The 21,133-nt window shown below is 64.8% G+C and carries 20 protein-coding genes; 11 read left to right on the forward strand and 9 right to left on the reverse strand.

What is annotated here, in order from left to right:
- The first annotated feature begins 108 nt into the window (after positions 1-108).
- The 3 genes from BLQ71_RS16395 (at position 109) to BLQ71_RS16405 (ending at position 3,437) form a co-directional block, all read left to right on the forward strand.
- Complete coding sequence (locus BLQ71_RS16395; protein WP_074622486.1) at positions 109-1,548, forward strand: MORN repeat-containing protein; 1,440 nt, start codon at positions 109-111, stop codon at positions 1,546-1,548.
- A complete protein-coding gene (locus BLQ71_RS26985) occupies positions 1,545-2,852 on the forward strand; it encodes a PhnD/SsuA/transferrin family substrate-binding protein (RefSeq protein WP_074622487.1) in 1,308 nt (435 codons plus the stop codon). Before BLQ71_RS16395 ends, BLQ71_RS26985 begins: the two co-directional genes overlap by 4 nt.
- Before the next feature lie 126 nt (positions 2,853-2,978).
- Complete coding sequence (locus BLQ71_RS16405; RefSeq protein WP_074622488.1) at positions 2,979-3,437, forward strand: DsrE family protein; 459 nt, start codon at positions 2,979-2,981, stop codon at positions 3,435-3,437.
- 117 nt (positions 3,438-3,554) lie between these two features.
- Here BLQ71_RS16405 and BLQ71_RS16410 read toward each other — a convergent pair whose 3' ends face one another.
- The 6 genes from BLQ71_RS16410 to BLQ71_RS16435 all read right to left on the reverse strand — a co-directional run bounded on the left by BLQ71_RS16410 (position 3,555) and on the right by BLQ71_RS16435 (position 9,143).
- Positions 3,555-5,078 carry a cryptochrome/photolyase family protein gene (locus tag BLQ71_RS16410; protein ID WP_175459245.1) on the reverse strand — a complete coding sequence of 508 codons (1,524 nt, stop codon included), beginning with the start codon at positions 5,076-5,078 and terminating at the stop codon, positions 3,555-3,557.
- A complete protein-coding gene (locus BLQ71_RS16415) occupies positions 5,075-5,740 on the reverse strand; it encodes an SDR family NAD(P)-dependent oxidoreductase (RefSeq protein ID WP_074622571.1) in 666 nt (221 codons plus the stop codon). The genes BLQ71_RS16410 and BLQ71_RS16415 overlap by 4 nt, the downstream gene beginning before the upstream one ends.
- 31 nt (positions 5,741-5,771) lie before the next feature.
- Positions 5,772-6,845 carry a molybdenum ABC transporter ATP-binding protein gene (modC, locus tag BLQ71_RS16420; RefSeq protein ID WP_074622490.1) on the reverse strand — a complete coding sequence of 358 codons (1,074 nt, stop codon included), beginning with the start codon at positions 6,843-6,845 and terminating at the stop codon, positions 5,772-5,774.
- Positions 6,845-7,537, reverse strand: a complete 693-nt coding sequence (gene modB / locus BLQ71_RS16425; RefSeq protein ID WP_043143002.1) for a molybdate ABC transporter permease subunit — start codon at positions 7,535-7,537, stop codon at positions 6,845-6,847. The genes modC and modB overlap by 1 nt, the downstream gene beginning before the upstream one ends.
- Before the next feature lie 4 nt (positions 7,538-7,541).
- Complete coding sequence (gene modA / locus BLQ71_RS16430) at positions 7,542-8,285, reverse strand: molybdate ABC transporter substrate-binding protein (RefSeq protein ID WP_074622491.1); 744 nt, start codon at positions 8,283-8,285, stop codon at positions 7,542-7,544.
- Between the two features lie 111 nt (positions 8,286-8,396).
- Positions 8,397-9,143 (reverse strand): HpcH/HpaI aldolase family protein, encoded by a 747-nt coding sequence (locus tag BLQ71_RS16435; RefSeq protein WP_069211207.1) that lies wholly within the window; start codon positions 9,141-9,143, stop codon positions 8,397-8,399.
- A 98-nt stretch (positions 9,144-9,241) separates the two neighbouring features.
- Here BLQ71_RS16435 and BLQ71_RS16440 point away from each other — a divergent pair, with 98 nt between their 5' ends.
- The 7 genes from BLQ71_RS16440 (at position 9,242) to BLQ71_RS16470 (ending at position 16,630) form a co-directional block, all read left to right on the forward strand.
- A complete protein-coding gene (locus BLQ71_RS16440) occupies positions 9,242-10,270 on the forward strand; it encodes an NAD-dependent epimerase/dehydratase family protein (RefSeq protein WP_043142995.1) in 1,029 nt (342 codons plus the stop codon).
- Between the two features lie 380 nt (positions 10,271-10,650).
- On the forward strand, positions 10,651-13,515 hold the full coding sequence (locus tag BLQ71_RS16445; RefSeq protein ID WP_074622492.1) for a monovalent cation/H+ antiporter subunit A: 2,865 nt from the start codon (positions 10,651-10,653) through the stop codon (positions 13,513-13,515).
- A gap of 1 nt (position 13,516) precedes the next feature.
- Positions 13,517-13,867, forward strand: a complete 351-nt coding sequence (locus tag BLQ71_RS16450) for a Na+/H+ antiporter subunit C (protein ID WP_043142992.1) — start codon at positions 13,517-13,519, stop codon at positions 13,865-13,867.
- Positions 13,864-15,471 carry a monovalent cation/H+ antiporter subunit D gene (locus BLQ71_RS16455; protein WP_074622493.1) on the forward strand — a complete coding sequence of 536 codons (1,608 nt, stop codon included), beginning with the start codon at positions 13,864-13,866 and terminating at the stop codon, positions 15,469-15,471. The genes BLQ71_RS16450 and BLQ71_RS16455 overlap by 4 nt, the downstream gene beginning before the upstream one ends.
- Positions 15,472-15,474: 3 nt before the next feature.
- Positions 15,475-15,966, forward strand: a complete 492-nt coding sequence (locus BLQ71_RS16460) for a Na+/H+ antiporter subunit E (protein WP_074622494.1) — start codon at positions 15,475-15,477, stop codon at positions 15,964-15,966.
- Complete coding sequence (locus tag BLQ71_RS16465; RefSeq protein WP_043142987.1) at positions 15,963-16,232, forward strand: K+/H+ antiporter subunit F; 270 nt, start codon at positions 15,963-15,965, stop codon at positions 16,230-16,232. Before BLQ71_RS16460 ends, BLQ71_RS16465 begins: the two co-directional genes overlap by 4 nt.
- A gap of 11 nt (positions 16,233-16,243) precedes the next feature.
- A complete protein-coding gene (locus tag BLQ71_RS16470; protein ID WP_043142983.1) occupies positions 16,244-16,630 on the forward strand; it encodes a Na+/H+ antiporter subunit G in 387 nt (128 codons plus the stop codon).
- Between the two features lie 69 nt (positions 16,631-16,699).
- On the opposite strand, the gene BLQ71_RS16475 is transcribed toward BLQ71_RS16470, so the two are convergent.
- Positions 16,700-18,901: an NADP-dependent isocitrate dehydrogenase gene (locus BLQ71_RS16475; RefSeq protein WP_074622495.1), complete on the reverse strand. Its 2,202-nt coding sequence runs from the start codon at positions 18,899-18,901 to the stop codon at positions 16,700-16,702.
- A gap of 222 nt (positions 18,902-19,123) precedes the next feature.
- Here BLQ71_RS16475 and BLQ71_RS16480 point away from each other — a divergent pair, with 222 nt between their 5' ends.
- Positions 19,124-19,567 (forward strand): rhodanese-like domain-containing protein, encoded by a 444-nt coding sequence (locus BLQ71_RS16480; protein WP_074622496.1) that lies wholly within the window; start codon positions 19,124-19,126, stop codon positions 19,565-19,567.
- Between the two features lie 6 nt (positions 19,568-19,573).
- Here the strand turns inward: BLQ71_RS16480 and BLQ71_RS16485 are convergent, their stop codons facing one another.
- Together BLQ71_RS16485 and BLQ71_RS16490 are read right to left on the reverse strand one after the other, a co-directional pair.
- Positions 19,574-20,347, reverse strand: a complete 774-nt coding sequence (locus BLQ71_RS16485; protein WP_074622497.1) for an ABC transporter permease — start codon at positions 20,345-20,347, stop codon at positions 19,574-19,576.
- Complete coding sequence (locus tag BLQ71_RS16490; protein WP_198548555.1) at positions 20,344-21,120, reverse strand: ABC transporter ATP-binding protein; 777 nt, start codon at positions 21,118-21,120, stop codon at positions 20,344-20,346. The genes BLQ71_RS16485 and BLQ71_RS16490 overlap by 4 nt, the downstream gene beginning before the upstream one ends.
- Positions 21,121-21,133 lie beyond the last annotated feature (13 nt).

A 21,133-nucleotide genomic window follows, 5' to 3' on the forward strand; every position in this document is an offset into this window, starting at 1 on the left:
TCCCCCGGCGGGCCCGCGCCCGTCGGGGCAAAATGCATTGCCCCCGGCCCCGGCCTCCTTTAGTTTCCGCAGGGTACGGACACCCAGGGACAAAAAACGGGCAAACGCATGAAATCCGCAGGCAGTTTCCTTCTTGTCATCCCCTTTGCCCTGGCCGGCGCGGCGCTGGCCCAGGACGAAGAGGTGGTGACAAAACAGTACGACGACGGCGGCGTCTACGAAGGGACCTTCCAGGACGGATTGCAGCACGGTACCGGCACCTACCGCCTGCCCAACGGCTATGAATACACCGGCGAGTGGGTTCAGGGCGAAATCAAGGGCGAGGGCGTGGCCCGCTTCCCCAACGGCTCGGTCTACGAAGGCCAGTTCGCCAAGGGCAAACCCGAGGGCAAGGGCAAGATCGTCTTTGCCGACGGCGGCACCTACGAGGGCCAGTGGCTGGACGGCAAGATCACCGGCACCGGCGTCGCCATCTACGCCAACGGCGTCCGCTACGAGGGCTCCTTCCGCAACGCCCTGCACCACGGCAAGGGCGTGATGACCGCGCCCAACGGCTATATCTATGACGGCCAGTGGGTGAACGGCGTCAAGGAAGGCACCGCCAAGATCACCTATCCCGACAAGTCGGTCTACGAGGGCCGCGTCGCCGATGGCGAACGCGACGGCTTCGGCAAGCTGACCATGCCCGACGGGCTGATCTACGAAGGCACCTGGCGCGAAGGCCAGATCGACGGCGAAGGCAAGCTGATCCAGCCCAACGGCGACGTCTACGAGGGCCAGCTTGTCGATGGCCGCCGCGAGGGCAACGGCAAGGTCATCTACGACAACGGCGACATCTACCAGGGCGCCTTCAACAACGACCAGCGCCACGGCATCGGCACCTTCATCGGCAAGGACGGCTATCGCTACGAAGGCAACTGGATCACCGGCCAGATCGAGGGCAAGGGCAAGGTCACCTACCCCGACGGCTCTGTCTACGAAGGTCAGTTCAAGGGCGACCTCGCCAACGGCAAGGGCAAGATCACCTATCCCGACGGCGCCACCTACGAAGGCGACTGGGTCGATGGCGTGATCCAGGGCAAGGGCCGCGCGGTCTATCCCAACGGCCTCGTCTACGAGGGCAGCTTTGACAACGCCCGCAACGACGGCTTCGGCGTGATGACCTACCCCGACGGCTATCGCTACGAGGGCAACTGGAAGGACGGTCAGCGCCACGGCGAGGGCAAGGCCACCTATCCCGACGGCACCGTCTACGAAGGCCAGTTCCGCGAGGGCCAGCGCCACGGCAAGGGCACCATCGTCATGGCCTCGGGCTTTCGCTACGAGGGTGACTGGGTCCGCGGAGAGATCAACGGCAAGGGCGTGGCGGTCTATGCCAACGGCGACATCTACGAAGGCCAGTTCAAGGACGGCAAGCGCCAGGGCCAGGGCACGATGAAATACGCCAGCGGCGAAGAGGCCAGCGGCGAATGGATCGGCGGCGCGCTGAAATCCACACCCGCGCCCGCGCCCGCACCTGACCCGGCGGAGCAGCCGGCGGACAATTGATCGCCCGGCGCCCGCGCCGCTTTCCCGTCCTGACCCGCATCCGGCGGCCGGCCTCTCTTGGCGGTTGGGCGGCGTCGCTTCGTCAGCTTCTCATTGCGTTCTGGCTGGTCTGCGGGGTCGCCACCTCTGGCCAGGCCCAGGACGGGCCTGACACGCCCATCCTGCGCATCGGCATCCTGGCCCATCGCGGCTGGGACGCGGGCGAAACCCAGTGGACCACACTGGAACGCTACCTCGCCGGGCAGCTTCCCGGCCATGTCGTGCGCTTCGTGCCTGTCACGCTGACCTCGGCCGGGCCCCTGATCAACGCCGGTGGGCTCGATTTCCTGGTGACCAACCCCGGCCACTATATCCAGCTTGCCGATCTCTACCCGATGAGCGTGCTGGCCACGCGCAAACGGGCCTTGCCCGATGGCAGCCATATCCGCCAGTTCGGCTCGACGGTGCTGGTCCGGGCCGACAGCGGGCTGGCCACCCTTGGCGACCTGCGCGGCACCCGGCTGGGCGCCGTGGCCCAGCAGGCCTTCGGCGGTTTCCAGATCGCCTGGTTCGAGGCCCGCGCGCAAGGCGTCGACCTGTTCGAGGACCCCGCAGAACTGGTCTTTCTGGGATTTCCGCAGGACGACATCGCCACGGCCGTCCTCGACGGTCGGCTGGACGCGGGCGTCGTCCGCAGCGGCTTGCTGGAACACCTGATCGACGAAGGCCGCGTGCCCGACGGGGTGCTGCGCGCGCTCAATGCCAATGTCACCTATACCCACCCCGAGGCGATCAGCACCCGGCTCTACCCGGAATGGCCCTTCCTCGCCCTCTCGGGCACCGATCCGGACCTGCGCGACGCGGTGGCGCTGGCGCTCTTGCGGACCGGCGACAGCGACCTTGCCGATCAGTGGGGTGCGCCGGTCAGCTATGGCGAGGCCCGCGCATTGGTGGCCGCCTTTGCCGCCCGCGCACCCGGGGCAGAGCCACCCGCCCGCAGTCCTCTGGGCACCGTCGCGCTTGCCCTCGCCGCGCTGGCCCTGGCCGGGGCGCTGGCCATCATCGCCCTGCGCCTCCGGCGCCCCGCCCCCGCGGCCGCACCCGTGCCGACAGGGGACGTGCCCCTGACCCGGCGCGAACAGCAGGTCCTGACCCAGATCGGGCAGGGCCAGTCCACCAAGGAGATCGCCGCCGCGCTGGGCATCAGCCCCAAGACCGTCGAATTCCACCGCGCCAACCTGCTGCGCAAGTTCGAGGTCCGCAGCTCGGCCCAGCTGATTGCCCGCGCCGGACGGCATATTTCACCCCCTGAAACCGAAACCTAGGGTTTTCCCGGGGTCGAAACCCGCAGGAAACACGGGAATCCGCCGGGTGTCAGGATGCGGTCGCCCTGCGTCACTCTGACCAGACCGGGGCGCACCAAACCGCCCCCAAGGGAGGAGACAAAGACAATGACCCATTTCATCCGCCTGATCGCGATCCTGGGCCTGGCCCTGACCGCCTTCGCCATGACCGACGCCGCGCAGGCCGAAGGCTATGGCAAGCAGAAGGTCGTCTATCACATCAACTACGATGGGGGTGAGGGCAACAAGGCCTACAAGGGCGCCATGCGCAACATCCAGAACCACATCAACGCGGTCGGCGCCGAGAACATGGAAATCAAGGTCGTCATGCACGGCAACGGCCTGGGCCTGCTGGCAGCCGCCAACGGCGACGACACGATGAAAACCACCGTCGCCAGTCTCAAGGGTCAGAACGTGGCCTTTCATGTCTGCAACAACACCCTGAAGGGCCGCAACATCGACTATTCGAACGACCTCTACGATGTCTGGGAGGATGACATCGTGCCCTCGGGCGTGGCGGAACTGTCGAAACTGCAGCAGCAGGGGTTCACCTACATCAAGCCCTGATTGACCGGGCCCGCCGCCGCCCGTCACGGGCGGCGGCACATCCATTCGTTAACGCGGTGTGACCGCTTTGTACAAAATGCGGATTTCGACGTACAAAACGTACGTTTTGTACAAGGGTCAGACCCGCTCACCCGCCTCCATCCGGTCAAGAAAGTCCTGCGCCTCGCGCAGTATGGTTTCGCGCTTGTCCGGGTCCATCCGGTCAAAGGTCCGGTACATCTGTGCCATGCGCGGATTGCCCTCGAACCGGTCCCGGTGCCTGTCCATGAAATGCCAGTAGAGCAGGTTGAAGGGGCAGGCGTTTTCCCCGGTCTTGGCCGTCACCGAATAGGCGCAGGGCTTGCAGTGGTCCGACATCTTATTGATGTAATTTCCCGAGGAAACATAAGGCTTTGAGGCGATGATCCCGCCATCTGCAAACTGGCTCATCCCCACGGTGTTCGGCGCCTCGACCCATTCAAAGGCATCGATGTAGACGCTCAGATACCACTCGTGCAGCGCCTGCGGATCGACCCCGGCCAGCAGCCCGAAATTCCCCGTCACCATCAGCCGTTGGATGTGATGGGCATAGGCCTCGTCGCGCGTCTGCTCCACCGCCTTGGCGACACAGCGCATGTCGGTCTCGGCGCTCCAATAGAACCAAGGCAATTTCCTTTTGTGTTTCAATACGTTGCGCCCAGGATACTCTGGCCCCTCGCGGAAATAGATCCCCCGGACGTATTCCCGCCAGCCGATGATCTGGCGAATGAAGCCTTCGGCGGCATTGATCGGAACATCCCCGTTTTCATACGCCTTTTCAACGGCCTGACAGACCTCCAGCGGGTCCAGTAGCCCGATGTTCATGTAGCCCGACAGAAGCGAGTGATAGAGAAAGCGGTTCCCGTCCAGCATCGCGTCCTGGTAGTCCCCGAACCGGGGCAGCGCATGGTCGATGAAATGCGCCAGCGCCTGCTGTGCCTGCGCCCTGTCGGTGGCAAAGCCGAAGGGGCGCAGCTTGCCGAAATTATTCGGAAATCTCGCCTCTACCAGGTCCAGGACGTCCTCCGTCACCGCGTCCGGCTCGAACCATATCGGCCTGTGCGTGACCGCATCAGGCGCCGGTTTGCGGTTGTCGTGGTCAAAGTTCCACTGCCCCCCGGCCGGGTCGTCGCCTTCCATCAAGAGACTCGTCTTGCGCCGCATCTCGCGATAGAAATACTCCAACCACAGCGCCTTGCGGCCCTTGGCCCAGTTGTCGAACATCGCGTGAGAGGCGATGAAACGGTCATCTTCCAGCAGGCGAACCTTGAGCGGGCAGTGCCGCAAGGCATTGATAAGGCGCCATTCTCCGGGTTCGGTGGCGATCACCTCGGTGGCCCCCGTCTCTTCGGCCCGGCGCAGCAGTTCCCCACAGATCGACCCGGCGTTCTGCGTGTCGTCCAGCTCGGTGTAGCGCACCTCCCAGCCGTCCTCGCGCAGGCGCGCGGCGAACTTGCGCATTCCCGCAAGGATCAGCGCGATCTTCTTGGGGTGATGCGGCACATAGGCGGTTTCGTCCGCGACCTCGGCCATGACCACCACGTCATGCGCCTTGTCCGCCGCTTTCAGCGCCGCGAGCCCCTCGCTCAACTGGTCGCCCAGCACCAGGATCAGCCGGCTCACCAGGGGATCTCCCGGCCTGCGTAGTCCAGGAATTTCCCAGTATCCTCAGGGCTTAGCCCCTGAATGACCTTGACCAGACGTTCGGCCGCATAGGCGGGCGTCACGGTGGGATAGCGGCTGGCGTATTTCGCGGTGAAGGCAGTTTCTACCGTCCCGGGATGCAGGCAGACACAGGCCAGTTGCCGGTGCGAGCGCGCCAGTTCCACCGCCGCCGTGTGGATCAGCTGGTTCACCCCGGCCTTGGCAGCGCGATAGCTGTACCAACCGCCCAAACCGTTGTCCCCGATCGAACCCACCCGCGCGGACAGAACGGCAAAGACCGCCCGGTCCCGGCGCGGCAACAGCGGCAGCGCGTGTTTCAGGACCATCGCCGGGCCGATGGCATTTAGAAGGTATTGCTCCGCCAGCGCCTTGGAATCCAATGATTTCAAGGTCTTCTCCGGCTCCGCCCCTTCGATTTCCAGCGCGCCGGTGGCCACGAAAACAAGGTCGTAAGGACCCTCCAGCGCGCCAAGGATAGCGCTCAGGCTGGCCTCGTCCGTCACGTCCAGCCCGTCGCGCGACCGCGACAGGCCGGTGACCGCCATGCCCAGGTCGCGCAGATGCGCCGCCACCGCCCCGCCGATGCCGCCGCTGTCCCCGATGATCAATGCGTTTTTCATGCAGCGCCAATTAGCGGCGGCGGGCATGGCTTCAAGCGGTGCCGACATCCTCACGCGCGATGGCCACCGTCTTGACCACGGCGAAACAATCCACGCCGGGCGCCAGGCCTAGCCCCTCCGCCGACCGCCGCGTGACCCGCGCCAACACCCGGCCGGCCGCCGTGTCCAGCGAGACAAGCGCCCCCGGCCCCTCACCCTCGCGGATGGAATCCACCTTGCCCGGCAGGATGTTGAGCGCGGACAGCCCCACGGGCTTTTGCCGCGCCAGGATGACCTCCTGCGCCGCGATCCGGATCCGCAAGGGCGCGCCCACGGCCTGCGGAACACGCGGCAGATAGAGAGGCAACCCCCCGGCATCCAGTTCCGTCAGACCGTCGTCATGATGAGCAGCGACCCGCACCTCCAGCACTGCGCCGACGGCCCGAATGCCCGCGGGCGTCACCGCCGGGTCGCTCAGCACCTCTGCGGCGCTGCCTTGCCGCACGACCCGTCCGTCCTGCAGGACAACGACGGTCGTCGCCAGCCGCGCGACCTCGGCGGCGGAATGGCTGACATAAAGGATCGGGCAGCGCGCCTCGTCCCTGAGCCGTTCGAAATAGGGCAGGATCTCGCGCTTGCGGGCCTCGTCCAGCGCCGCCAGGGGTTCATCGGCCAGGATCAGCCCCGGATCGGCCAAGAGCGCGCGCCCGATCGCCACGCGCTGTTTCTCCCCCCCCGACAGGGCACCGGGGCGGCGGGTCAGCAGAGGTCCAAGGCCCAGCATCTCGACCACCGGGTCCAGCGGCAAGAGAGACCCGGCGAACCAGCGCCCGTACAGCAGGTTTTGCCGGACCGAGAGATGCGGGAACAGGCGGCCTTCCTGAAAGATATAACCCAGGCGGCGCTTGTGCGGTGGCAGCCAGATCCCCTGCGCGGTGTCGCCCAGAATCCTTTTACCGACCCGCACACGCCCCTCATCGGGCCGCATCAACCCAGCCACCGCGTTGATAACGCTGGTTTTCCCGGAGCCGGAACGGCCAAAGAGCACGCAAAGACCCGGCGGCGCCTCAAAGGCCGCGTCCAGCGTGAAGGCGCCCAGCCGGTGATGCACCGCGACCTCCAGCATTACGCGCCCCCCACCCGTGCCGCCACCCGGCGCGAGATCCATTCCGACAAAAGCAGCGCCAGCATCGCCACCGCAACCGCTACCGCGACCAGCCGCAGGGCAGAGGCCTCTCCGCCCGGCACCTGAAGGAAGGCGTAGATCGCCGAGGGCAGCGTCTGTGTCTGGCCCGGGATATTCGAGACGAAGGTGATCGTGGCGCCGAACTCTCCCATCGCCTTGGCAAAGCCCAGGATAGCCCCCGCCAGAACACCCGGCAGCACCATCGGCAAGGTCACGGTGGCAAAGACCCAGGGACGCGAGGCGCCCAGCGTGGCGGCGGCCTGTTCCAGTTTCGGGTCAACCGCCTCGATCGACAGGCGCATGGCGCGCACCATCAGCGGAAAGCCCATGATCCCGGCGGCCAGCGCCGCGCCCGTCCAGTTGAAGGCAAAGCTGATCCCGATGGATTTCAGGAAGCCACCCACCGGCGCGCGCGGGCTGAAGGTGATCAACAGCAGGTAGCCGGTGACGACCGGCGGCAGGATCAGGGGCAGGTGGACCAGCCCGTTGAGGATCTGCTTGCCCGGAAACCGCCAACGGGCCAGCGCGTAGGCAATGAACAACCCGAAAGGCAGCGCCGCAACGGTGGCCCAGAACGACACGCGGAGGGACAGTCTGACCGCCTCCCACTCTGCCGGGCTGAGCCAATCCATCGCGTCAGTCGCCCAGGACGGCGAATCCCTGCGCGACAAAAAGTGCCGCCGCCTCTGGCGTTTGCAGGAAGGCCAGGAAAGGAGCCGCGACGTCGGCGCGGCCTTCGACGGCGGCAACCGGGTAGCGGATCGGCGGGTGGCTGTCCTCGGGGAAGAGGCCAAGGGCATCGACGGCCGGATCGGCGGCCGCGTCGGTGGCATAGACCACGCCCAGCGGCGCCTGCCCCAAAGAGACCAGAGCCAGCGCGGCGCGCACGTTGTCGGCCTGGGCCACGCGGGGCGCCACACCCTCCCACAGGCCCAGCGTTTCCAGCGCCGCCTTGCCGTAGATGCCCGCCGGAACCGCCTCGACCAGGGCCATCGCCAGGCGGCCATCACCCAGCATCGCGGGCAGGTCCAGGTTCGGCCCGATCTCGACCGGGTCCGCACCCGCCGGTCCGGCCAGCACCAGCCGGTTGCCAAGCAGTTCGGTGCGCGTGTCAGGGGCGATCAGCCCATCGCGGTCCAGCACATCCATCCAGTCGGTATTGGCCAGAAAGACCACATCCGCAGGTGCCCCCTGCTGGACCTGGCGCGCCAGCGCCGAGGACCCAGCATAGGACAGGACAAGGTCACCGTCATAGACCCTGGCGATCTCGTCCAGCGCGGTCTTGAGGCTGGCGGCAGCGAAGACGGTCACCTGCTCTTCCCCGGACACGGGCCGGGCCAGAGCAAAGGCGAAGCACAGGTATGTAAAGAATTTTCTCATGACAGGGCAGGTTCTGGCACGCGCCGCGACGACTGTCACCACACAATCTCCCTACGGATGGGGCAAAAGGCGCCCTGCTCGCAGGCAGGGCGTCCTGACAGGCGTCACGGCCTAGCTGCGGCTCAGCCCCTTGCGCAGGGCCACCAGGTCAAGATCCTGTGCGATGAAGCCCACACCCGCGTCGATCGCCTTCTGGCCGAACTCTGGGTCGGTGGTCAGCGTGCCCGCCGGCTTGCCCGCCGCCGTGATCCGCTTGATCCCGTCGACAACCGCCGCCTGGACCTCGGGGTGCGTCGGTTTGCCCGGATACCCCATCGAGGCCGCAAGATCCGCCGGGCCGATAAAGATGCCGTCGATGCCGGGCACTGCGGCGATTGCCTCGATCTGGGCCATCGCCTCGACCGTTTCGACCTGGACGATCAGGCACAACTCGTCGCGCGCTGTGGCGTGGTAGTCCGCGATCCGGCCAAAACTGCTGGCCCGCGTCATCCCCGCGACGCCCCGGATACCCGCGGGCGGATAGGCGACCGCAGCCGCAGCCTCGGCGGCCTCTTCGGCGTTCTGCACATAGGGCACGACCAAGGTCTGCGCCCCGATGTCCAACAGCCGTTTCATCTCGGGCGCATTCAACGAGGCAGGCCGTGCCAGGGCCGACACCGGATAGGGCGCCACCGCCTGCAGCATCGGCAGCACGCGGATCGGGTCCATCGGCGAATGCTCGCAGTCGAAGAGCATCCAGTCATAGCCACAGGTCGCCATCATCTCGGCGGCCAGCGGATCGGTCATGCAACACCAGATGCCGCGCTGCAGGCGGCCCTCCTGCAAGCCTGCCTTGAAGGCGTTTTTCTTCAGTTCCATCGTCGTCCCTCTATCTGTTCGCGCAAACACTAGACGCATCGCCGGGGATCAGGCAAACGACTCCCCGTAACAGGCACGAATTCTCAGGACTCTGCGTCATGCCCACCGCTCTTGTCACCGGTTCCGCCGGCTTCATCGGTTATCATTGCTGCGCGCGGCTTTTGAGTGAAGGCTGGCGCGTGATCGGGCTGGACGCGCTGACCGACTATTACGAGGTGTCGCTGAAACAGAACCGGCACGCGCGCCTGGCCCCTCTGGGCGACTTCGTGCCCGAGATTGGCCGGGTCGAGGATCCGGGGCGCATGGCGGACCTCTTTGCCCGGGAAAAGCCCGAGGTGGTGATCCATCTCGCCGCGCAGGCAGGCGTGCGCTACTCGATCGAGAACCCCCGGTCCTACCTTGAATCGAACATCATCGGCACATTCGAGATCCTCGAAGCGGCCCGTGCGCATCCGCCGCGCCACCTGCTCCTGGCCTCGACCTCTTCGGCCTATGGCGCGAATACCGAAATGCCCTACCGGGAAACCGACCGCGCCGATTACCAGATGTCCTTTTACGCGGCGACGAAGAAAAGCACCGAATCGATGGCGCACAGCTATGCGCATCTCTTTGATGTGCCGACGACGATGTTTCGCTTTTTCACCGTCTACGGGCCCTGGGGCCGGCCGGACATGGCGCTGTTCAAGTTCACCAGGGCCATCCTTCAGGGCCAGCCCATCGACGTCTACAACTTCGGTGACATGCAGCGCGACTTTACCTACGTCGACGACCTCGTAGACGGCATCCGCCTGCTGATAGACGCGGCGCCGGAGCGGCCTGCCGACGGGACCGTGCCCGAGGGCGACAGCCTGTCGCCGGTGGCCCCCTTTCGTGTCGTGAACATCGGCAATTCCGAACCCGTGCAGCTGACCGAGTTCATCGAGGCCATCGAAGAGGCCACGGGCCTGAACGCGACCCGCAACCTGATGCCGATGCAGCCCGGCGACGTGCCCGCGACCTGGGCGGATGCCACGTTGCTGCAGACCCTGACCGGCTACAGCCCCCGCACCTCGGTGCGCGAGGGCGTGGCGAAGTTCGTCGCGTGGTATCGCGACTACTACCTGCGCAACAGCACCGAGTCCGCCTGATACGGACCGCCCAGAAGCGGCGGATATCCCGGTCGCAAGCCGGAAACATGATGGAAATCGTCATCTTTGACCTTGCGCCGGGCCGATCTTGTCCCACAATAAGGATCGGGAACCGCCAGGGGCGGAAGACACGGGGGACGGGCCGCAGAGTGCCGCAACAGGGGATCAGATCGAACAACGGCCTTTCTTGGGGGGTGTCGAGGTTGTTCCGCTTCTGCCCGTGTGGCCTGCGTGATCCGTGGTGCCCTGCCTCCGGCCTCTGAGGCCGCGCCGACCCCGTTCTGTATCCGCGGCAATGGTTCCTTTTTCTGGAATAATCATTGCAATCTTCGCGGTCTTTTCGGAAAAAACGTCAATTTCCTGACCCTGCGGAGACGCGAATGACCACCCAGAGCAGTCTTCTGCCCATCATCGCGCTGCTGCCCTTCCTGGGCGCTCTTGTGCCCGGCATCATGATCCGGGCCGGCCGAACCGCCACCGCCACCTTCACCGCCGTGCCGACCGTGCTTGCGCTGGTCATGCTGGGCACGCTGGCCCCCGGCGTGATGGAGGGCACGGTCTACACCATGTCGATCCCCTGGCTGCCCCAGATGGGGCTCGAGGTTGCCTTTTTCCTCGACGGTCTGGGCCTGATGTTCGCCTGCATGATCTTGGGCGTCGGCCTGCTGATCACGCTATACGCGCGCTACTACCTGTCCGGAGAGGATCCGGTGGGGCAGTTCTATACCTATTTGCTGCTGTTCCAGGGCGCGATGCTGGGCATCGTGATTTCGGACAATATCCTGCTTTTGCTTATCTTCTGGGAGCTGACCTCGCTGTCCTCCTTCCTGTTGATCGGTTACTGGAAACACCTGCCCGAAGGCCGCCAGGGCGCCCGGATGGCACTGACGGTGACCGGCGCCGGGGGGCTGGCGATGATCGGCGGGATGCTGATCCTGGGCAATATCGCGGGCAGCTACAACCTGACCGACATCCTGGCCGCCGGTGATGCCATCAAGGCCTCGGACTGGTACACGCCCGCCGTGATCCTGATCCTTCTGGGGGCCTTCACCAAGTCGGCGCAGTTCCCCTTCCACTTCTGGTTGCCGCACGCGATGGCCGCGCCGACACCGGTCTCGGCCTACCTGCACTCGGCCACGATGGTGAAGGCCGGGGTTTTCCTGATGGCCCGCATGTGGCCCGCGCTGTCGGGCACGGAACTGTGGTTCTACGCCGTGGCAACCACGGGGTTGGTCACGATGGTCATCGCGGCCGTGATCGCGCTGTTCAAAGACGACCTCAAGGGTCTGCTGGCCTTCTCGACCGTGTCGCACCTGGGTCTGCTGACCATGCTGCTGGGCTTTGGCACAGAGGCCGCGGCGATTGCGGCAGTGTTCCACATCCTCAATCACCTGACCTTCAAGGCGGCGCTCTTCATGACCGCCGGCATCATCGACCACGAGGCGCACACCCGCGACATCAAGCGGTTGGGGGGTCTTGCAAAACTGATGCCGATCACCGCCGTCATCGGAACGGTTGCCGCCCTGTCGATGGCCGGTATCCCGCTGTTCAACGGCTTCCTGTCCAAGGAAATGATGCTGGAGGAAGCAAGCCACACCTACTGGTGGGAAAACCCCTGGATCGTGCCCGCGCTGGCCACCTTCGGGGCGCTTTTCTCTGTCGCCTATTCGCTTCGGTTCATCTTTCACGTCTTTGGCGGCCCGGTGCGCGACGACTACCCGCACAAGCCGCATGATCCGCCCGCCGGCATGTGGCTCTCGCCGGCCTTTCTGTGCATCTTCGTGGTGCTGATCGGTATCGCGCCCTTCCTGGCCGAGGACGTGGTGAACATGGCCGCGACCGCCGTCGCGGGACATGAAACCCATGCCCATCTCAAGATCTGGCACGGCGTGACACCGGCGCTTTACATGTCGATTGCCGCCGTTGCCGGGGGCGCCGTTCTGCTGCTGCTGCACCGCCCGCTGGATGCCGCCTGGATCAAGGCCGGGCCATTCTACGCCAAGGCTGTCTTCGACGCGGTGATCGCGGGCTGCGTGCGCCTGTCCCGCGCCATTTCGGACACGTTGCACGACGGATCGATCAGCCGTTACCTGGCGATCTTCACCGCCGCCACGGTGGCGGTCGGCTACGCCGCCTTCCTGCGAGGCGAGATTGCCCCCGCCACGCGCGACCTGCTGCCGATCCCGCCGGTTGTCGCGGTGGGCTGGGTCCTTTTGGTCTGCGCCACGGCGGTCATCGTCATGCAGCACCACATGCGCTACCGCGCGCTGGTGGTGCTGGGGGTCATCGGGCTGATGATCTCGGCCGGGTTCATCTACATCTCGGCCCCCGACCTTGCGCTGACGCAGATCTCGGTCGAGACGGTGACGATCATGCTGCTGCTCCTGGCGCTGCACTTCCTGCCCAAGACCACGCCGCAGGAAAACACCGCCGGACGCCGTGCGCTGGACGGGGTGATCGCCGTGGCCGCCGGTGTCGGCGTCGCCGCGCTGTCCTTTGCCTTCATGACACGGGACTTCAGCTCGATCTCGGACTTCCACCTGGCCAACTCCTACAAGGGCGGTGGCGGCACCAACGTCGTCAACGTGATCCTGGTGGATTTCCGGGGCTACGACACCTACGGCGAGATCATCGTCCTGGGCATCGCGGGCCTGGTGATCTTTGCCCTGATGGAGGCACTGTTGAGCGGCCCGGCAGGCGCAAGGCTGCGCAACTCCGGCTACAACTTTGACAGGTCGCATGACCGCCATCCGCTGATGATGGTGATCGCAACCCGCGTGATGATGCCCATCGCGCTGATGGTCGGCGTCTACATCTTCCTGCGCGGCCACAACCAGCCGGGCGGTGGCTTTGTCGCCGGGCTGGTGTTCTCTATCGCGCTGTTGATGCAGTACATGGCGTCCGGTTTCGGTTGGACCTCGCGACGGCAACAGTTCGAATATCACGCGATGATCGGCTGGGGCGTCGTGATCGCCGGGCTGACCGGCATGGGCGCCTGGCTGTCGGGGACACCCTTCCTGACCTCGGCCTTCGGCTATGTCCACCTGCCCCCGATCGAGGAGTTCGAGCTGGCCACCGCCGCGCTCTTTGACCTTGGCGTATTCCTCTGCGTGCTGGGGGCCGTGATGCTGATGCTCTACAGCCTCAGCCGGATGGCACGCCACGCGGGCGAAACCGTCAATCCCGAACCAATGGACTATGACCCATCTCGCCCGCGCAAGATGGTCGAGAAAGGAAAGGCGTGACATGGAATTGCTTGTCGCAAGCGCCATCGGCGTGCTGACGGCGGGCGGGGTCTACCTGATCCTGCGGCTGCGCGCCTTCCCGGTGATCCTCGGGCTGTCCCTGCTCAGCTACGCGGTCAACATCTTCCTGGTCTCGACCGGGCGGCTGGCCATCAACGCGCCGCCGATCCTGAACAAATACGCCGATGTCCCCTATACCGATCCGCTGCCCCAGGCGCTGGTGCTGACGGCGATCGTGATCTCGTTCGGGATGACGGCGGTGCTGGTGATGTTCGCCCTCGGCGCCTACCTGGAGGCCGGGGATGACAGCATCGACATGAAAGACGCCGAAGAGAAGGACGACGCGGCATGAGTCACTGGATCATCGCCCCCGTCGTACTGCCGGCCATGATGGCGCCGCTCATCGGCTACGTGATGCGGCACGACATCGTGCTGGCCCGGGTCGCTTCGGCGGCCTCTACCGTGGCTCTTTTCGTCATCGCCCTGGGTTTGGCGTTCTGGGCTGCCGATGGCGGCACCCATGTCTATCGCCTTGGCGACTGGCCCGCACCTTTTGGCATCGTGCTGGTGCTGGACCGGCTGTCGGCCATGATGGTGCTGCTGACCGCCTCGCTGGCGCTGATCGTGCTCTGGCACAGCATCGCGACGGGGTGGGACGCGAAGGGGCGCCATTTCCACGCGCTCTACCAGTTCCAGCTGATGGGGATCTGCGGCGCCTTCCTGACCGGCGACGCCTTCAACCTGTTCGTCTTCTTCGAGGTTCTGCTGATCGCCTCTTATGGCCTGATGGTGCATTCGGGCGGCAAGGTGCGGATGCAGGCGGGTCTGCAATACGTTGTCATGAACCTCGCCGGATCGACGCTGTTCCTGTTCGCACTGGGCACGATGTACGCCACCACCGGCACGCTGAACATGGCGGATCTGGCGGTGAAGGTGCCGCAGATCGCCGCCGAGGATTCGGGCATGGTGCGCGTCGCGGCGGTGCTGTTGCTGATCGTCTTCATGATCAAGGCCGCGCTGTTCCCGGTGCAGTTCTGGCTGCCGGGCACCTATTCTAACGCCCCTGCCCCGGTTGCGGCGCTGTTCGCGATCATGACCAAGGTCGGCGCCTATGCCATCATCCGCCTGCACACGCTGGCATTCCATCCCGGGGCAGAGCCGACCAAGGACGTGGTGACGACCTGGCTGTTCCCTGCTGCAATGATCACGCTGACGCTGGGTGCGCTGGGGGTGCTGGCCGCGAAACGGCTGATGCCCTTGCTCTCCTTCTCGGTGATCGGGTCGATGGGCACGATGATGCTGGCCGTTGCCCCCGTCGATGCCTATGCGACGGAAACCGCGCTTTACTACCTTGTGCATTCGACCTTCTCGGCAGCGGCTCTGTTCCTGCTGGCCGATCTTGTGGTCAGCCGTCGCGGCTCGGACCTGCTGGATGCGCGCCCGCCGGTGGTGCAGAACGGTCTTTTTGCGGCGCTGTTCTTTGCCGCCGCCATTGCGATGGCCGGGATGCCACCGCTGTCGGGTTTCCTGGGCAAGCTCCTGATCCTTGACGCGCTGCGCGAACCCGAGCTGATGCCCTGGGCCTGGACGGGTATCCTGGTGGGATCGCTGGTGACAATCGTCGGCTTTGCCCGGGCAGGCAGCATGATCTTCTGGAAGTCCACCTCGGTGAAACTGCCCGAAGGCACAGAGCCCATCCAGTCCGACCCGCCGCCAGCGCCCGCGCGCGGAACAGAGGTGGCGCCGGTCATGATGCTGCTGGCGCTGCTGGCGGGATTGGCCGTCCTGGCCGGTCCGGCCACGGGCTACATGCGCGCCGCCGCAAACCAGCTGTTCGAACCCTCGGGCTATATAGACGCCGTTCTGGCGCCGGTCGAGAAACCGGAGCAGGCGGAGAAACCCGAGGCCGATCCGCTGCACGACGCCGCCGACCCCCTTGCGGAAGAGGAGCATTAAGCCATGCTGAAACGCATCTTTCCGCACCCTCTGCTGAGCCTGACCCTGTTGCTGGTCTGGTTGATGCTGGTCAACAAGGTCACCCCGGGCAATATCCTGCTGGGCGGTTTCCTGGGGATCGTGGTGCCGATCCTGACCTCGCCCTACTGGCCCGGTCGGCCCCGGCTGAAACGGCCCGTCCTGACGGTGCCCTATGTCCTGCTGGTGATCTGGGACATCATCGTCGCCAATATCCAGGTGGCCCTGATCATCCTGTTCAAGCCGCGCGCGAAGATCCATTCGCAATGGGTCGTCGTCCCGCTGGACCTGACCTCGCCCGAGGCGATCACCGTTCTGGCCGGCACCATCACCATGACCCCCGGCACCGTGTCCGCGCTGCTGTCCTCGGACGGGACGTCGCTGTTGGTGCATTGCCTGCACACCGACGATCCCGACGGCGTCCGGGATGAGATCAAGACGCGCTACGAAGCCCGGCTGAAGGAGATTTTCGGATGATCACCTACGCTTTGTATTTCGCGATCGGCTGTTTCGGCCTCGGGCTCTTGTTCAACCTCTGGCGCATCGTGACCGGGCCGGGACAGGCCGACCGGGTTCTTGCCCTGGACACGATGGTCATCAACATCATCGCGCTGCTGGTCCTCTACGGAATCCTGCAGGGCACAGCCATCTATTTCGAAGCCTCGATGCTGGTCGCGATGGTCGGTTTCGTGTCCACCGTCGCCTATTGCCGCTTTCTCTTGCGCGGCGACATCATCGAGTAGGGAGGAAGCCCATGTTTGCAGAAGTCCTTGTTTCGGCCTTCCTCATTATCGCGGGGATCTTTGGCCTTGTCGGGTCGCTGGGCCTGTTGAAACTGAACGACACGATGCAGCGGCTGCACGCGCCCACCAAGGCCACGACGCTGGGCGTGGGGGGCGTTCTCATCGCCTCGATGCTGTATTTCCTGCTGGTCAAGGACGACCTGTCCTTTCACGAGTTGCTGATCACCCTGTTCCTGTTCCTGACCGCACCGGTCACGGCCCTGTTCATCGCGCAGACGCATATTCTGATGGGGCTGCGGCGCAGCGACCTGCCCCCGACCGGAGGCGAACATGACTGGTCGATCTACGACGATCCGCCGGAACAGGATCCACAGGACGCGGATCAGCCTCAGTCCTGACCGCATCGCGCAACGAAAAACGCCCGCCGGATCGCTCCGGCGGGCGTTTTCATTTTGCATGTCAGTGCCTTATCCGATGATCGCGTTCAGCGTAGCCGAGGGGCACATCACGGATGCGGTTTTGGCCGGATCACCGTGGTAGTAGCCGCCCAGGTCCGCCGCGCTGCCCTGCGCCGCCGCCAGTTCACCGGTGATCGCTGTTTCGCCATCGGCCAAGGCCTTGGCGATGGGTGCGAAATGCGCGGCCAGTTCGGCGTCCTCGCCTTGTGCCGCCAGCGCCTCGGCCCAGTAGCGCGCGAACCAGTAGTGGCTGTCGCGGTTGTCGGGCTCACCCACCTTGCGCGACGGGCTGCGGTCGTTGTCCAGGATCCCCTGCGTCGCGGTTTCCACCGCATCGCCCAGCACGCGCGCCTTGGCATTGTCCCGCGCATCGGCCAGGAACTTGAAGCTTTCACCCAGCGCACAGAACTCGCCCAGCGAGTCCCAACGCAGGTGGTTTTCCGCCTGCAGCTGCTGGACGTGCTTCGGGGCAGAACCGCCGGCACCCGTCTCGAACAGGCCGCCGCCGTTCATCAGCTTGACGATGGACAGCATCTTGGCCGAGGTCGCCAGTTCGAGGATCGGGAAGAGGTCGGTCAGGTAGTCGCGCAGCACGTTGCCGGTGATGGCGATGGTGTTCTCGCCCTTGGTGATGGTTTCAAGGCTGGCGCGGGTTGCCTCACGCGGGGCCATGATCTCGAACTTGTCGGCCACGCCCTTCGCCTCGAGGATCGGCTTGACGTAGGCGATCAGCTCGGCGTCATGGGCGCGGGTTGCGTCCAGCCAGAAGATCGCGCGATAGCCCGTCGCCTTCTGCCGTTCGATGGCCAGGTTCACCCAGTCCTCGATCGGCGCCTTGCGGGCCGAGGCCGACCGCCAGATGTCACCCGCCTTGACGGCGTGCGAATGCAGCACGGTGCCGTCGTCGAGGACCATCTTGACGGTGCCGTCTTCCGGAATCTCGAAGGTGGTCGGGTGGCTGCCGTATTCCTCGGCCTTCTGCGCCATCAGACCCAAGTTCTGCACCGTGCCGGCGGTGGCCGGGTTCAGCTTGCCGTTGGCTTTGAAGAACTCGATCGCCTCGTCATAGACCGGTGCATAGCAGTTGTCGGGGATCACGCAGGTGGTGTCGTGTTCCTTGCCATCCGGGCCCCAGCCCTTGCCGCCGGCGCGGATCAGCGCGGGCATGGACGCGTCGATGATGACGTCGGACGGAACATGCAGGTTGGTGATGCCCTTGTCGCTGTCGACCATGTACATCGGGGGACGCTCGGCGCGCACGGCCTCGATGGCCGCCATGATCTCGGCATTGTCCTTCACACGGTTCAGCAGGTCGCCCATGCCGGCGTTCGGGTTCACGCCCAGCGCCTTCATCTCGTCGCCGTACTTTTCGAACACCGGTGCCAACCATGCCTTGACCGCGTGGCCAAAGATGATCGGGTCCGAGACCTTCATCATCGTCGCCTTCATATGCAGCGAAAACAGCGTGCCGTCGGCCTTCACCTTCTCGATCTCCTGCGCCAGGAAATCATCCAGTACGGCGGCCGACATGAAGGTCGCGTCGACGACGGTGCCCTCGGGGTAGGACACGCCCTCTTTCAGAACGGTTTCGCCACCGGCGGTTTCCAGGACGATCTTGGCGGTCGCGGCCTTGGGCAGCGTGGCGGACACTTCGTTGGCAAAGAAGTCATCGCCCGGCATCGAGGCGACGCGCGTCTTGCTGTCGGCGGTCCATTCGCCCATCCGGTGCGGATTGTTCTGCGCGAATTTCTTGACGGCCGCGGCGGCGCGGCGGTCCGAGTTGCCTTCGCGCAAGACCGGGTTCACGGCCGACCCCTTGATGGTGTCATACTTTGCGCGAACGGCCTTTTCCTCGTCGGTGGACGGGGAATAGGGATAATCGGGCAGCGCGTATCCTTGCGACTGCAGTTCCTTGACGGCGGCGACAAGTTGCGGTTCCGAGGCCGAGATGTTCGGCAGCTTGATGACGTTCGCCTCGGGCTTTTTCACCAGTTCTCCCAATGCGGCCAGGTCGTCGGACTGGCGCTGGTCTTCTGTCAGAACCTCGGGGAAGGTGGCGATGATCCGGCCTGCCAGGCTGATGTCCTTGGTGCCCACGGAAACGCCAGCGGCGGCGGCGAATTTCTGGATGATCGGAAGCAGAGAGGCCGAGGCCAGCTCGGGTGCTTCGTCGACCTTGGTGTAGATGATGTCGGGAGTGGAATCAGACATGTGTCCGGCCTTTCTCAGCAGAGGTGACGGTTGGCCCCTCCATAGGCGAAGCAGAGGGGCGCGTCTACAGTATGCAGCCGTATACAGTGTCGCATTGCCGGGAAAGGCTGTGCCTGCGGCCATGTGTCAGACCTTGAGTCAGCGTGATTGGTCCAACAGGCTTGGACTTTATCGGATTTGGGCCATATCATATCTATAAATTAAGATACGTTTGAGATCGACATGTCCCGACGCACAACCATCGCCGGCCTGGCCATTCTGTTTTCCTCCCTCGCCTTTGGCCTTTGGGCCCGCAGCAGCGGTGACAGCAAGGCGGTGTCCGAAGCCCGCCCTGTGGCGGATCTTGCCCCACGCGACGGGCGGCTCGTGGTGGATATACGGGAACCGGACGAGTGGAAGGACACCGGGGTTTTGCCGGGCGCACGCCTGCATTCCTGGCGGTCTGCGGAAGAGTTCGTATCGGCCTTGGGCAAGGATCTGGAAATGGCGGATGAAATCCTGATCGTCTGCCGGTCCGGCAACAGGTCCAGCCGCGCCGCAAGGGCCTTGGCCGATCATATCGACCGAGAGGTCATCGACGTGGCCGGGGGGATGATACGCCTGGCCCGCGAAGGCCAGGCGCAGGTGGTGGCGCCCACCCGAAAGATGGGCTGCCCCGTCTGCTGACGGGTCTCAGGCCGTCTCCGACGAGACGTGCCAGGCCGAAAAGCTCTGCCGCAAACGGCCGATCAAGGTGTAGAGCAGCAGGCCGACCATCGCCAGGATGACAATGACGGCAAAAAGCTCGGGGACCGCGAGGTTCTGCAGATGCGCCACGGCCAGGTAGCCCAAACCTTCGTTGCCGCCGATGAACTCACCCACGATGGCGCCAATCATCGCCAGCACCACGGCGACCTCTGTCCCGGTCAGGATCACCGGCAGGGCAGAGGGTACGTCGAGCAGGTAGAACCGTTGCACCGGGTTTGCCTGCAGGATGGTGAAGACGTCCTTGTCCCCCGGTTCGACCGACTTGAACGCCTGCAGCGCGTTGGAAAAGACCGGGAAAAACGCCAGTGCCGCCGCGATGACGATCTTGGATTCCAGCCCAAATCCGAACCACAGGATGAACAGCGGCGCCAGCGCGATCTTGGGGATCAGCTGCAGCAGCACGATAAAGGGCTTGGCCGCCCATTCCACCGGAGGAATCCGCGCCATGATGAACCCCAGGCTGATGCCAAGGCCCACGGCGATCAGGAAGCCGGAAACCGCCTCTGTCACGGTCACAAGCGCATGGTCCCAAAGTTCGCGCGTCTGCACCATTTCGATAAGTGCCACGAGGATGGCCTCAGGCGGTGGCAGAACGAAAGCAGACACTTCCGCTGTGCGAACGTAAAAGGACCAGCCAACCAGAAAGAGGCAGACTGAAATCGCGGGCAGTGCGATCTTGAGCGTGCGTTCCGACATCATTCGCCCTCACTCAGCTTTTGGCGCAATTCTCCGACCATTTTCTGGAATGCCATCGACTGTTGGAGTTCCAAGCCGCGCGGACGGTCGAACGGCATGTCGATCATCGCCGTGATCCGTGCCGGACGCGGCGCCAGGACAACCACGCGATCCGACAGGAAGGCGGCCTCTGAGATCGAGTGCGTGACGAGGATCGTCGTCACGTTGGCCCGGGCGCAGACATCCATCAACTCGATGTTGAGCGCGTCGCGCGTCATGGCATCGAGGGCGCCAAAGGGTTCGTCCAGCAGCAAGAGTTGCGGTTCCGTCACCAGCGCACGCGCCAGAGAGGCCCGCTGACGCATCCCGCCGGACAGCGCATTGGGCCGGTGATGGAGAAACTCCTTCAGGCCGACGGTCTCGCAGATCGCGGTTGCGCGTTCGAGGCGCTCCTTGCGGCCGACGCCCGCGATCCGTAACGGCAGGGCGACATTCTCGACCACGGTGAACCAGGGGAACAGCCGTGCCTCCTGGAACATCATCGACACGGGCCGCGTTGCTGCGGCAGACCGGCGAGTGCCGTTCCAAACTGCGTTTCCGCGGATTTCAACGGTACCTTCGGTCGGCGATTCCAGTCCCGCGACGATGCGCAAGAGCGTGGTCTTGCCGCAACCGGACGGCCCGAGGAGCGAGACGAATTCGCCCCGTTCCATAGTCAGGTCGGCATCCTTGATGGCGGTGACGGCGCTGGGGCCGTCACCGAACACCTTGGTCAGACCGGAAACATTGATTTCCATCCTGTCCTGTCTC

It is taken from the genome of Antarctobacter albus, assembly GCF_900101505.1.
In the GTDB taxonomy this organism is placed as follows: domain Bacteria; phylum Pseudomonadota; class Alphaproteobacteria; order Rhodobacterales; family Rhodobacteraceae; genus Antarctobacter; species Antarctobacter albus.